This window comes from Sorangiineae bacterium MSr12523, assembly GCA_037157775.1.
Classification (GTDB): domain Bacteria; phylum Myxococcota_A; class Polyangia; order Polyangiales; family Polyangiaceae; genus Pendulispora; species Pendulispora brunnea.
This window is the reverse complement of sequence record CP089982.1, coordinates 11716610-11728735: the sequence shown is the minus strand read 5'-3', so window position 1 is coordinate 11728735 and position 12126 is coordinate 11716610. Positions and strand designations below refer to the sequence as shown.

Here is a 12126-nt window from a genome sequence, read left to right as displayed (position 1 = left end):
GGAACCCCATGCCTTCCCACGACGAAATGTCCCACCCCCCGCCGCCCGAGGCGAGCCTCGGCCGCGAGGTTCTGCGGCTGCTTCGCCCCTTCGGGCTGCTCGCCACCTTCTCCTCCATCACGGGCGTGCTCTCCGGCTTGGGCATGGCGTGGCTCATCGCCACCCTCAACGCCTCGCTGCATCCCGAAAAGGGAAAGCTCGGCTCCATCCTGCTCGCCTTCGCCGCCCTCTGCATCCTCGTGTTGGCCGGCGAAACCATTGCCGCCGTGGGCAACAGCTTCGTCGGCCAGCGCGTCATCGCCAACCTCCGCAAGGAGGTCGTCGCCCGCATCGTGTGCGCGCCCATTGCGGCCATTCAGCAATACCGCGCCCCGCGCCTGCTCTCCACGCTCGGGCACGACGTCGACACCATCAGCGCGTTCTCCTTCAATGCATCCGGTTTGCTCGTCGCCGTGGCCATCACCCTCGGCTGCCTCGCGTACCTGGCCTTCCTCAGCCCGGGCCTCTTCCTCGTTGCGCTCGTGGCCATCGCCGTCGGGCTCGCGGGCAACCTCGTCGCGGGGCGCATTTGGCTGAAGGCCTACGCCGGCGTGCGCGATGCCCAGGACGATCTGCAAAAGGGCTACGTCGCCATCACCGAGGGGGCCAAAGAGCTGCGCATGAACCGCCGCCGCCGCGCCCGCGTGCACGGCATCCAACTCCGCGGATCGGTCGATCGCATCCGCGATCTCAAGATGACCGCCATGCGCGCCTTCTGGGCCTCGCGCGCCTGTTCGGCCATTCTCTTCTTCGCGGGCATCGGTGCCATCGTGGCCCTCGGCGATCGGTACGGCGTCGATGCCGGCACCGTCAGCGGCTTCGCTCTCGTTCTTCTCTACATCAAAGGCCCCATCGAACAGGTCGTCATCCAGCTCCCCTCGGTGGGCCAGGCCCAAATCTCCCTCAAGCGCGTCGCCGAGCTTTCCGCCGCCTTCCAAACCCCCGAGCTCACCCTCGCCGACACCACCGACGTCGCCCCCACCGCCGACGCCCTGCAATCCATCGAGCTGCGCGGCGCGCGCTACCGCTTCTCCGCCGATGCGAACGCCTTCGAGCTCGGCCCCGTCGACTTCACGCTGCACCAAGGCGAGACCCTCTTCATCACCGGGGAGAACGGCTGCGGCAAGACCACCTTGCTCATGGTCCTTCTTGGCTTGTACGAGCCCACCGCGGGTGAACTGCTCCTCGATGGCGCACCCGTCGAGCCCCACGCGCGCGACGCCTACCGGCAGCTCTTCTCGCCCGTCTTCTTCGATTATGTCCTCTTTCAGGACCTCATCACCCGCGACGACTCGGATGCCGACTTGGCCCGCGACTACCTGGAGCGGCTCGAGATTGGCCACAAGGTCAGCATCGAGGATGGCGCGTTTTCGACCATCGACCTCTCGGCAGGACAACGGAAGCGCCTCGCCCTGGTGCAGGCGTACCTGGAGAATCGCCCCATCCTTGTCTTCGACGAGTGGGCCGCCGAGCAGGATCCCACCTTCCGGCGTGTGTTCTACACGGAAATTCTTCCCGACCTGAAACGCCAGGGAAAGACCCTCGTGGTGATCTCCCACGACGACCGGTATTTCCACGTCGCCGACCGGCGGATCACGCTTCGCAGCGGACGCATCGTCGAGGACGTGCGTCCCGCTTTGCCCTGGGCGGGCGTCGGCTCTTGACGGGCCCTCGGCGTCATGGAAAGAAAATGCGAATCATTCGCGACAAGTTGAACGCGATGAAAGAACTGCGCGCCAATGGGCGCGTGCTTACCAAACCGAAGGACGCGTTATGTCGAAATGGGTAAATTGGATTCTCGGCGGCTTGGCGCTCGCCGGATTGGGCTGCAGCAGCGATACCAACGACAATGAGCTCGGGACCGGGCCCTATGCGATGGCCATCATCGTATTCAGCCCGGGCGCCCCGCAGGGCACCACCTACCTGACGTCGGTCGCCTCGCCCGACGTGCCCACCATCGACACCAAGCAGGGGCGCGAGTTCGGCGGCCAGGCCAACATTGCCGCCTACAATGGTTACCTCTACGTGTCGCGCGGCGATCGCCCGGAGATCGAGCGCTACATCCTCGACGCGAACCAACGGCTCCAATTGGATACGAGCGTCCCCGCCCTCAGCTTTGCCAATTTCGGCGTGCAAGCCGTATCCGTGGACGTGACGGTCAACACGTTCATCAGCCCCACGAAGGCGTACATCATTGGAACGGACGGCACGCAGGTCGCGTGGAATCCCTCGACCATGCAGCTCGGCGCCGTGATCAGCACACCCAATCTGAAGCGCGAGGGATTCCTCGACGTGAAAGCCTCCTCGGGCATCGCCCGCGGCAATCGCCTTTACCGCTTCTTCTATTGGTCGAACCTGCTGGTGCAGCCGTACAACTTCTCCGACGAACAATTGTTCGCCGTCTACGACACCGACACGGACAAGCTGCTTTCCATCACGTCCGAGACGCGCTGCCCGGCCCTCGGCGGGCTTGCCTTCACCGACGGCGGCGGCACCGCCTATTTCAGCAATTGGTTTTACAACGTGCCCGGCACATTACAGAACGGCAAGCCGCCGAGCTGCATGCTGCGTCTGCCGCCGAACAGCGACACGCTCGACCCGAACTGGGCGCCGAAATTCCGCGATCTCACCGGAGGTCACGAGGGAGCGCAGCTCAGTTATGCCGGCGGCCGCACGGCCATTTTTGCGGCCCTCCACGAAGAGGCATTTCCGGATATCAAAACACCGTCGGCGTTCCAATTGGTCTCCGGCGCAAATTGGGAGTCGTGGTCGTACAATCTCGATACCGGTGAGGCGAAGCCCATTGCGGGGATTGGCCGGCTGGGTGCGCAGCAGACGACGTTCCGTCTCGACGGCCGTACCTTTTTGCTGACGCCCAACAAGGAATTCACCCAGTCCAAGGGCTACGAGATCAAGGCCGACGGCACAGTGGCGCCCGCGTTCTCCATTGCGGGGTTCAGCCGCGCATTCGTCAAAGTGAAATAAGCCGCACCGATGACACTGGTATCGGGATCGGCGTCCCAAAAGGCGAGCCTCCAGCGCTGGAGGCTCGTGCACACGTGGACGAGCGTCGTGTGCACGGCGTTCATGCTGGTGCTGTGCATCACCGGCCTGCCCCTCGTCTTCCGCGACGAGATCGACGCAGCTCTCCAAGCGCGGCCCTATGCGCCCCAATTGGCGGAGCCGCCCGAGGGCATGCCCGTGAAGCCCGTCGATTCCATCATCGCGCAAGGAAAAAGCCTATACCCCGCGAAGCACGTGCAGTTCGTCTTTTGGGATCCCGATCGGCCGCACCTCATTGGCCTTGGGGTGGGGGAGGAGTTCGACTCGCCGCTGTCCAAGGTGCAGCGCGTCTTTTTCGACGACCGCACCGGCCAGGTGCTGGGTTCGGCGCCGGCCGAGGGCGGCCTCACGGACTTCATTTGGAAGCTGCACAAGAGCTTGTGCACCGGCATCGTCGGCGATTTGTTCCTGGGCATCATGTCCCTGGCGTTTCTCGCCTCCATCGTTTCGGGCGTGGTCGTCTACGGCCCCATGGCCCGGCGCATCGGTTTTGGCATCGTACGCAAAGCGCGCGCGGCGCGGATCCGTTGGCTCGATGTTCACAACCTGGTGGGGAGCACCACCTTGGCCTGGGCGCTCGTCGTTGGGGCGACGGGGTTCATCAACACGCTGGAAGCTCCGTTTTTCGGCATCTGGAACCAGATGACCGTGCCCGCGCTGCTGGCCCCGTACAAAGGCAAGCCGCTTCCCGCGACGCGAAGCTCGGTCGATGATGCCGTGGCCACCGCGCGCGCCGCGCTTCCGGACATGACGCCCACCAGCGTGGGCTTTCCCGAATCGCGTTTCGGAAGCCCGCGGCACTATTTCATTTGGATGCACGGTTCGAGCTTGCTCACCGCGCGCATGTTCACGCCGGTGCTGGTGGAAGCCGACACGGGAAAGCTGGCCACGGCGCGGCGCTTCCCCTGGTACCTGCGGGCGCTCGAAGTTTCGCGCCCTCTGCACTTCGGCGACTACGGCGGCTTGCCGCTCAAGGTGCTCTGGGCGCTGCTCGACGTGCTCACCATCGTGGTCCTGGGCAGCGGCATTTACCTCTGGATTGCGCGCCTCCGGGCCATGTCCGAGGAGCCCACGGAATGAGCTCCCCGCCGAAAAGCTTCGCCCGCGCCTTCGCCGTCCCCAGCGTCTTGGCCGCGCTCACGGCCATCGGCTTGCTCACCGCACTTCTCGGCTTCGGCGAGTGGACCAGCTGGATCGCGCTCACCGTACCGATTGGCCTCACGGGCTATTGCATCGCGCGCGGCCGGCTCGCCTAAAGGCCGTTGGCCTTGCGGACGACGTCGAAGAGATTGCCTTTATCGTACCAATCGACACCGACGAAGGTGGGCACGCGCCCCGCCTCTTGGGTGCACTGTTCGACGCGCTTTCCGAGCACGCTTTCGACATTCACCTGGTCGCCGTTTTCCGGCTTGGGCGGGCTGAGCCAGTGGTTCACCAGAAAGAGCGGATTCGTCGTCGCCCCCCGATTGAGACGGCACGAGAAGTCCGTCGTGCTGGCAAACGAATACGGCGTATCCCAAACATTGGTCCACGCTGGATGCAAGTACGCGGGCGTCCCTCCGTTTTGCTCGAGGAAGATGACGGCGCGCTTGCCGCTCGCAATCATGTCGCCGAGGGTCGGCCACGGCGCGGTCGTCGATTCGTGCGTGTACACGTAATCGGCGAGCCCGCTCGCTTGCAGCATCGCCGCCGTATCGGCGTCGGCGATGCGGTTCTCGAAAATGATGCTGACGACCTCCCCCGGATGCGCATCGAGGAACTTCGTAATGGTGCAAAGCTCGTCGAGCAGCCGTGTCTGGGCGAAGGAGCAGAATCCATGGCAGAGAAAGGTCTGATCCGGAAGCGACAGATCGACGATGCGCTCCGTGCTGTCCTGTTTCTCGATGGGATCGAAATACGCAGTATCGAGCATCATGCCGCGAATACCGTCCTCGAGTTGATTGGCAATGCCCTCCGTCTGATTGGGCGGGCTGAAATGGCCCGAGACGAGTGAATAGGCATTGTGGGTCATCGGCACGGCCACGCGATCGTAGGTGCGCGAACACAAAGCCGTCGAGCCATTGCAGGTGGCCGGGATCTCCCTCACGCGCTCGCCGCGCTGGCACGTCTGCGGCAGACCGGTCGTGCGCATGACCGGTGCATCGACGGCCACGTCGGGCCCGGCATCGGGCTGCGGGCTGATGGCCGGGGGGTTCTCGTCGTCGCTGGAACAGGCTTGCATCGCCAACGCGACGGGCACGGAGAGCAAAGCGGCGAAGGCGAAGGTCCTCACGATGCGCCAGTATAGCAAGGGTTGGCGTACGTCGGATTCTTTCCGCGATGGGGGCTGGCGGGCACGGGCACGGGCACGGGCACGGGGGATTTGATGGCTAGGGGGGACGATGGGTCAATGATTTCAATGCAGGAATCAAAACGACGATAATGGGCTCTTTGCGAATGGCCACGTCGGCGCGGCCGATGAGGCCCTCGACGTAGGCGTAGGTCTGGCCATCGGCGGTGAAGGTGCGCGCGGGAAGCCGCGCCTTGACGAGTACCGTGGGGCCTTGCAGCGCGATGGTGTCGCCGAGCTCTTGGCCCAGGTAGCGGCGCATCTCGGTGGGGCCCACGACTTCTTCGCCGACGGATTCCACCTCCACGGTGCGGTATTCGAATTTGTAGCCCTCGAGCGAAAAACGAAGTCGTTGTCCGGCCTTCAATCGCGGTCGGTATTCACCCGGTAAAAGGCATACGAGCGAGGCGCGGGCGCCGGTGGGGGCAACGCCCGCGACGACTTCGTTCGCGGTCAAGTATTGCCCCGGGCGGACGCGCACATCGGTGATGATGCCCGCGTGGGGTGCGCGCACGATGCGCGCATTGGCGATCTGTGCGGCGTTGTCGCGTTTGGGCTTGAGCGAGGCCAAACTCGATTTGAGGGCTTGATCGCCAGGATCGCGCAAAAGCGCGGCGAGGCTGAGTCGAAATTCGGTATTGGCTCGTCGGTATTCCGCTTCCTCCATGGGCGCGGAAAGGGTGACGAGGGCCTGGTCCTTTTCCACGCGCTGGCCGGGTTGCACGTGCACCGTTTCGACGACGCCGGCCACCGTGGTCACGAGCGGCCGTCGCCCCTCCACGCGAACGATGGCCGGACCGCGCGCGTATTCCGTGACATCGAAGATGGCGATGCCAATCACGGTGGCCACGGCGGCGGCGAGCACCACGCGGAAGGACCACGTGGTCCAGGAGGTCTCGAGGCGCAGAACGTCGCCTTCCCGCGGGGTCATCGCTCGAGCTCCCCCATGCGGTAGGTCGTGGCCAGAGCCTGCACCACGGCGAGAGCGACCCCGAGCTCCGCGCGGATCAGGCCTCGCCGTGCCTCGGCATCGCGTGCGGCGGCGTCGAAGAGATCCGTCGAGGTGACCAGGCCCGCTTGGTAGCGCGCCTCCATCACGGCGAGGGTGGCGCCCGCGAGCTCCCGGGTGGACTTGGATTGCTCGAGCACCAGGTGCGCGGCCTGAACGCCGTACGCGGCTTCCGCCGCCTCCCCGCGAACGCGCGCCACCGTGGCATCGCGCTCGGCTTGGGCGGCATCGAGTTGTCCACGCGCCACGGGCACCTGGCCCCAGACGCGCCAATCGAACAGGGGCACGCTCACCGTGACCTGCGCGGTGAGGTACGTCTCCTTGGTGTAGATCGGCGTCGGGTCGGACTCGCCCAACTGCGCGCGGTGCGACGCATCGAGCGCGGCGCCGATGGTGGGCAAGCGCGCGACCTTCGCGGCCAGCAGGGACGATTCGCGCGCGTGGACCTGCTCGGCGGAGGCTCCGACCTCCGGGCGCCGGGTGACCGCTTGCGCCGCGGCCTCCCGGGGCTGCTGGGAGACGGCAGGCAGGACCTGCGGCCGCACCAGCTCGAAGGGGGTCGTGGGCGGGATCAAGAGGAAGGTGGCCAGGCGGACTTTGTCTTGCGCGGCCTGGCGTTCGGCGTCGATGGTTTCGAGGCGCGCCAGTTCGAGCTCGACGCGGGCGCGCGCTTCCTCGACGGATGGGCGGATGCCCGATGCGACGAGCCCGTGGGTGATGGCGGCGTGGCGTTCGCGGACGCGGGTGGTGGTCTTGGCGTTCTCCACGAGCAAGTCGTCGTAGGCGGCGGTGAGAAAGGCGCTGGCCACGAGGCGGGCAGTCTCGTTGGCCGCGGCCTTGACCTGCTGGAACGAGGCGCGGGCATCGCTGCGCGCTGCGCCGACGAGGCTGGGCGTCTGCCAGAAGTCGAAGGCCGTCCAGCGCAGGGCCGCGGAGGCATCGAGTTGCCGGTGTTGGCCGCGGTAGATGACGTCCGGGCCTGGCGGCGTCGGCGTGGGCGAGGCGGTGCGCGACCATGTTTGACCGAGGGAGCCTTGGCCCGAGAGGCTCGGGAGGTAGCCGGCGAGGGCGGCATCGGCGCTGGCATCGGCGGCGCGTGCGCGGGCCCGTGCAGCCTGGATTTCGGCCCCGCGGGTGCGGGCCAGCGCCAAGGCTCCGGGCAACGTCAGCGCGTAGCCGTCCTGCGCGTGCACGGGCGCGGTCTGCGCCATCGAGAACGCGGTGAGAAGCGCGGCGTACCACGTCTTCGGTCTCATGCCGTGTGGGCCAATGCACGACGTTGGCCAACGCCGCGCGCCCGCATTTTGCGGCGTTTCGCCCGCGCGAAGTGTGCACTCGAGTGGACGGGCGAGCTCTCGCGAGGACGGTGCACGCTCTTCTTTCTCGCAAAAGACGGCGCGCCTACATGGCACCCGAGTTGCTGTTCGCATCGACGTGCAAGCGAACCCTTTGATCTTCTACGACGACGATCCGACCGTGGTCGCGTACTACGGCGACGACCCGACCATCGTCACCGACCAGGAGCCGACCATCGTCCTGACGCCGCCCGCGCTTGCGGAGTCTGCGCCGCAACCGCCGCAGCCTCCCCAAGCTCCCATGCCCTTGGTCGAGCCGCCAAAACGGGAGATCGCGTGGGCGCGTTTCATCACGCCCATCCTCTGCCTCGCCGGCACCGTGCTCGGATTCTCCGCGTGGTACCTCGAGCAGCCCCCATCGATTCCCACCCCACCGCCGGCGACGACGGCTCCAGCGCCGCCGCCGCCCGCTCCACCACCACCGCCACCGCCACCACCACCGACCCCGATCCCGATACCGGCGTCCGCCCCCGAACCGCCACCGCCGGAAGTCCCATCGGCCGCACCCGCACCCAAGCCACCGCCGCCGCATCGCCCGATGGCGCACACCGCGCCGGCGCCGAAAAAGACGCGGATCGTCATCGATGCCACCAGCGAGCTTACGCGAGCGGAAGAGGCTCTCGCGGCCAAGCTCGGAAACCACTGAGACTTCGTCTATCGTAAAGCCCAGCGTGTCCGACGATCCCACCATCGAATACCAAGGCCGAACCTCCGAGTTGTTCGCCACGGCGCACGCGCGGGTCGCCGGCTCGTCCGAGCCGCCCGTCAAGCTCGAGAGCACCCTCGTCATCGGCAGCGGTGCCGGCGCCACCCTTCGCCTCACCGATCCGCTCGTGTCGAGGGTCCACGCCCAACTCGAGCTCGAGGCCGACGGCGTCTGGGTGCGCGATCTCGGAAGCCGCAATGGCACCTTCGTCGAGGGCGTCCGCGTCGGACTCGCCCGCGTGCCCGCCGGCGGCACCGTCGTTCTCGGGCACACCCGCATCGCCATCGACGTCGATCACGAGGCTCGCCCGCTCTGGCCCACGGATCGCTTCGGCCCCTTGCTCGGCGGCAGCGCCAAGATGCGCGAGCTCTTTCACCGCCTCGTGCGCGTGGCCAACTCCGATGCGGTCGCCCTCATCCACGGCGAGACCGGCACCGGCAAAGAGCTCGTCGCGCGCGCCATCCACGAAGCCTCCGCCCGCGCCAAGCGCCCCTTCGTCGTCGTCGACTGCGGCGCGATGCCGGGCAACCTGCTCGAGTCGGAGCTTTTCGGCCACGCCAAAGGCGCCTTCACCGGCGCCGTCTCCACGCACCTCGGTGCGGTGGAAGTCGCCGCCGAGGGCACCATCTTCCTCGACGAGGTCGGCGAACTCCCGCTCGACGTGCAGCCCAAGCTCCTTCGCGCCCTCGAGAGCCACACGTTCCGCCGCATCGGCGAGACCAACTACCGCCCCATCCGGGCGCGCTTTCTCACCGCCACGCACCGCAACCTCGCGAGCATGGTCAACGAAGGCACCTTCCGCGAGGACCTCTTCTTCCGACTCAACGTCCTCCCTATCGCGATCCCGCCGCTCCGCGAGCGTCGCGAGGACATTCCCCTCATCGTCCAGGAGATGCTGCGCGCCCGCGGAGCCCCGCCGCTCGACATCCCGATGACCGAGCTCTCCGCCCGCGCGTGGCCCGGCAACGTGCGCGAGTTGCGCAGCTTCGTCGAGCGCGCCATCACCCTCGGCACGGAGGAGGCCCTGGCCATCAGCGCCGCCTCCGCACCCAGAGCTACGAGCCCGGCATCGACCTCAGGCGACGCATTTCCCCCCGTCGACGTCGCGCGCCCCTTCAAGGAGATCCGCGATGCCTGGATCGACCATCTCGAGCGCACCTACGTCACCTCCGCGCTCGCGCACCACGGTGGTAACGTCACGGCTGTAGCCGAAACGGCGGGACTCGCGCGCAGTTATGTCCATCGCCTCATTCGGAAGCACGGACTCGATCGATAGGCTGTCGTCGGCCTCCAGCATCGTCTCAATGCTCGCCTCGAGCGCCTCGGCCATCGCCTCCGCGGAAGCCCATCGCCGGGCAGCTTCCTTCGCGAGCGCGCGATCGATCACCGTGCAGAAACGCCGGCTCAAGTCCGGCCGGAGCCTTCGCAGCGGGAGGGTCGGCCGCATCGAGCACGCGAACATTGCCGCATCCACGCCCGCCGCCTCGTAAGGCCGCTGCCCCGTGAGCGCGTAGTACAGCGACGCGCCCAGCGAATACACATCGGCGCGCGCGTCCACGTGAAGGCCGAGTCCCTGCTCCGGGGCCATGTACTGCCACGTCCCCAGGGCGGTGCTCACCTTGGTGAGCTCGGGCTCCTTCTTGTTCACCCGCTTCACCAGGCCGAAATCGAGCAACTTGGCAAACGGCTCCGGGCAGCCCGCCAAGAGGAAAATATTGTCCGGCTTCACATCGCGGTGCACGAGCCCCGCGCGGTGCACCGCCTCGAGCGCGTTCAAGAGCTGCACGCCCACCCGCGCCATGTGCACGGGATGGGCAGCACCATCGCGGCGCAGCACACTGCCCAAGGTGCGACCACGCAAAAGCTCCATGGCCAAAAACGGCTGCTTCGCATCCAGCACGAGATCGAAGACGCGCACCACGTGCGGATGATCGATGACGCCCATCGCGTGCGCCTCGCGCCGCAGCCGCTCGAGGAACGCCGCACTGGCCGCAAAGTCGGCCAGCATCACCTTGAGCGCCACCGGCCTGCCGTTGTGCACGGCCACGCCGGCGTAGACCGCCCCCATCCCACCTTGGCCGAGCAACCCACCAATTCGATACTGGTTCGCCAACAGCGTGCCTGGTTCCATGGCTGACCAACCATCGCAATGGTCACGCCATAGGCCAGGGCCCCGCGCACCGTCCGGCCTCCTCGACGAGTTGTTCAAGGTCTTGAACAACTTGTTCAAAGGCCCGTACGAACCGCCGAGCGCCCTCCGACGGGCGCGATCCAGGCACCGCGCGCGAATGGACCAGACCCGTCCAGGGGGGCTAGGTGCCAGCCGCTAGCCGAGCTTGACCTCGTAGTCCTCGATGACGGGGTTGGCGAGCATCTCGTCGGACATCTTCGCGAGGCGCGCCGTCAGGTCCTTGGGGTCCTTGGAGTGGGCTTCGTCGATTTCGATTTCGACGATTTTGCCGATGCGCACGTTCTTGACGCCCTCGAAACCGAGCGTGCCCAGGGCACGTCGCACTGCATCGCCCTGCGGATCGAGAACCTCGGCCTTGAGCCTCACCACGACGGTCGCCTTCATGTCATCTCTCCGTGTTCTTCCTACAGACCCAAATTTTTGCGAATACGGGCGATCGGTTCGTCGGTGTCAGGTACGAAGGTCTCGCCGGTGATGCGTTCGTACGCGCTGATATAGCGCTTTGCGGCGCCCGCGCGCACGTCGTCCGGAAGCGGGGGCGGCGGTCCGTCGTAGTTGTAGCCGAGGCCCGTGTAGTAATGGCGCACGAAGTCCTTGTCGAAGGGCGCGGGATCCTCGCCTCGGGCGAAGCGCTCTTCGTAGGTGTCGGCCATCCAGAAGCGCGACGAGTCCGGCGTGTGAATCTCGTCGATGAGCACGATGCGACCGTCCTTGGTCTTGCCCATCTCGTACTTGGTGTCGGCCAGGATGAGGCCGCGCGCCGCAGCGAGCTTCGCGCCCGCCTCGAACAGTCGCATGGCCATGGCCGCCGCCGTGTCGAACTCCTCGGCTGTGACTTTGCCCTGAGCGAGGATCTCCTCGCGCGACATCGTCACGTCGTGCTCGCCGATGGGAGCCTTCGTGGCCGGCGTGAGGATGGGCGCGGCCAGGCGCTGGTTCTTGCGCAGACCCTCCGGCAGCGGGTGCCCGGCAAAGACGCGGGCGCCCTTCTGGTAGTGCGTCCACGCGCTGGTCCCCGTCGAACCGGTGATGTACGCACGGACGACCATTTCGACGAGAAGCGGCTCGCACTCCACGCACTCGAGCACGTTGGGATCGGGCACGCTCAAGAGGTGGTTGTCGGCGATCGAGCGCGTCTGCTCGAACCACCACGCCGCCAGCCGATTGAGCACCTGGCCTTTGAACGGGATGGTGCCCAGCACGTGGTCGAACGCACTGATCCGGTCCGTCACCACGATGTACCGGCGCCCGTCGGCGGTGGTGTAGTTGTCGCGGACTTTGCCCTCGTACCTGCGGCCCAGCGACGGAAAATCCGTCCCACCCAGCGCACGCCCGAGCCCCACTTGGATGGCCTGGTCGAGCTTTTCCTCGTTCGACATGCCCCCCGTCCTACTCCCCAACGCGCCGCGCCGGAAGCCGTTTCATAGCATTCCG

11 protein-coding genes and 1 pseudogene are annotated in these 12126 nt (G+C 66.5%); 6 read left to right on the top strand and 6 right to left on the bottom strand.

From position 1 onward, the window contains the following. Window positions 1–8 precede the first annotated feature (8 nt). The 4 genes from LZC95_46425 (at window position 9) to LZC95_46410 (ending at window position 4358) form a co-directional block, all read left to right on the top strand. Window positions 9–1703: a cyclic peptide export ABC transporter gene (locus LZC95_46425; protein ID WXA93879.1), complete on the top strand. Its 1695-nt coding sequence runs from the start codon at window positions 9–11 to the stop codon at window positions 1701–1703. Between the two features lie 109 nt (window positions 1704–1812). After that, window positions 1813–3024, top strand: a complete 1212-nt coding sequence (locus tag LZC95_46420; protein WXA93878.1) for a hypothetical protein — start codon at window positions 1813–1815, stop codon at window positions 3022–3024. Between the two features lie 9 nt (window positions 3025–3033). Continuing rightward, the gene (locus tag LZC95_46415) at window positions 3034–4182 is read left to right on the top strand and encodes a PepSY domain-containing protein (GenBank protein WXA93877.1); all 1149 of its coding nucleotides are present in this window, start codon (window positions 3034–3036) and stop codon (window positions 4180–4182) included. Further along, a complete protein-coding gene (locus LZC95_46410; protein ID WXA93876.1) occupies window positions 4179–4358 on the top strand; it encodes a hypothetical protein in 180 nt (59 codons plus the stop codon). The genes LZC95_46415 and LZC95_46410 overlap by 4 nt, the downstream gene beginning before the upstream one ends. On the opposite strand, the gene LZC95_46405 is transcribed toward LZC95_46410, so the two are convergent. The 3 genes from LZC95_46405 to LZC95_46395 all read right to left on the bottom strand — a co-directional run bounded on the left by LZC95_46405 (window position 4355) and on the right by LZC95_46395 (window position 7696). Beyond that, window positions 4355–5374, bottom strand: a complete 1020-nt coding sequence (locus LZC95_46405; protein WXA93875.1) for a hypothetical protein — start codon at window positions 5372–5374, stop codon at window positions 4355–4357. The genes LZC95_46410 and LZC95_46405 overlap by 4 nt on opposite strands. A gap of 97 nt (window positions 5375–5471) precedes the next feature. After that, window positions 5472–6362 (bottom strand): HlyD family efflux transporter periplasmic adaptor subunit, encoded by an 891-nt coding sequence (locus LZC95_46400; protein WXA93874.1) that lies wholly within the window; start codon window positions 6360–6362, stop codon window positions 5472–5474. After that, window positions 6359–7696, bottom strand: coding sequence for a TolC family protein (locus tag LZC95_46395; GenBank protein ID WXA93873.1), 1338 nt, complete (start codon window positions 7694–7696; stop codon window positions 6359–6361). The genes LZC95_46400 and LZC95_46395 overlap by 4 nt, the downstream gene beginning before the upstream one ends. A gap of 178 nt (window positions 7697–7874) precedes the next feature. On the opposite strand from LZC95_46395, the gene LZC95_46390 reads away from it, so the two are divergent. Together LZC95_46390 and LZC95_46385 are read left to right on the top strand one after the other, a co-directional pair. Beyond that, window positions 7875–8441: a hypothetical protein gene (locus tag LZC95_46390; GenBank protein WXA93872.1), complete on the top strand. Its 567-nt coding sequence runs from the start codon at window positions 7875–7877 to the stop codon at window positions 8439–8441. Further along, window positions 8380–9294, top strand: a pseudogene (locus tag LZC95_46385) (sigma 54-interacting transcriptional regulator). Before LZC95_46390 ends, LZC95_46385 begins: the two are co-directional and overlap by 62 nt. 282 nt (window positions 9295–9576) lie before the next feature. On the opposite strand, the gene LZC95_46380 reads toward LZC95_46385, so the two are convergent. The 3 genes from LZC95_46380 to LZC95_46370 form a co-directional block, all read right to left on the bottom strand. After that, window positions 9577–10632: a serine/threonine protein kinase gene (locus LZC95_46380; protein WXA93871.1), complete on the bottom strand. Its 1056-nt coding sequence runs from the start codon at window positions 10630–10632 to the stop codon at window positions 9577–9579. Window positions 10633–10827: 195 nt separating this feature from the next. After that, a complete protein-coding gene (purS, locus tag LZC95_46375; protein ID WXA93870.1) occupies window positions 10828–11076 on the bottom strand; it encodes a phosphoribosylformylglycinamidine synthase subunit PurS in 249 nt (82 codons plus the stop codon). A 20-nt stretch (window positions 11077–11096) separates the two neighbouring features. Continuing rightward, window positions 11097–12071, bottom strand: a complete 975-nt coding sequence (locus tag LZC95_46370) for a phosphoribosylaminoimidazolesuccinocarboxamide synthase (GenBank protein WXA93869.1) — start codon at window positions 12069–12071, stop codon at window positions 11097–11099. Window positions 12072–12126: the final 55 nt, after the last annotated feature.

Coding starts and splice junctions, on each gene's coding strand:
- LZC95_46395 (WXA93873.1), bottom strand. CDS start 7,696: ATGAGACCGAAGACGTGGTACGCCGCGCTTCTCACCGCGTTCTCGATG.
- LZC95_46415 (WXA93877.1), top strand. CDS start 3,034: ATGACACTGGTATCGGGATCGGCGTCCCAAAAGGCGAGCCTCCAGCGC.
- LZC95_46410 (WXA93876.1), top strand. CDS start 4,179: ATGAGCTCCCCGCCGAAAAGCTTCGCCCGCGCCTTCGCCGTCCCCAGC.
- purS (WXA93870.1), bottom strand. CDS start 11,076: ATGAAGGCGACCGTCGTGGTGAGGCTCAAGGCCGAGGTTCTCGATCCG.
- LZC95_46400 (WXA93874.1), bottom strand. CDS start 6,362: ATGACCCCGCGGGAAGGCGACGTTCTGCGCCTCGAGACCTCCTGGACC.
- LZC95_46370 (WXA93869.1), bottom strand. CDS start 12,071: ATGTCGAACGAGGAAAAGCTCGACCAGGCCATCCAAGTGGGGCTCGGG.
- LZC95_46380 (WXA93871.1), bottom strand. CDS start 10,632: ATGGAACCAGGCACGCTGTTGGCGAACCAGTATCGAATTGGTGGGTTG.
- LZC95_46425 (WXA93879.1), top strand. CDS start 9: ATGCCTTCCCACGACGAAATGTCCCACCCCCCGCCGCCCGAGGCGAGC.
- LZC95_46420 (WXA93878.1), top strand. CDS start 1,813: ATGTCGAAATGGGTAAATTGGATTCTCGGCGGCTTGGCGCTCGCCGGA.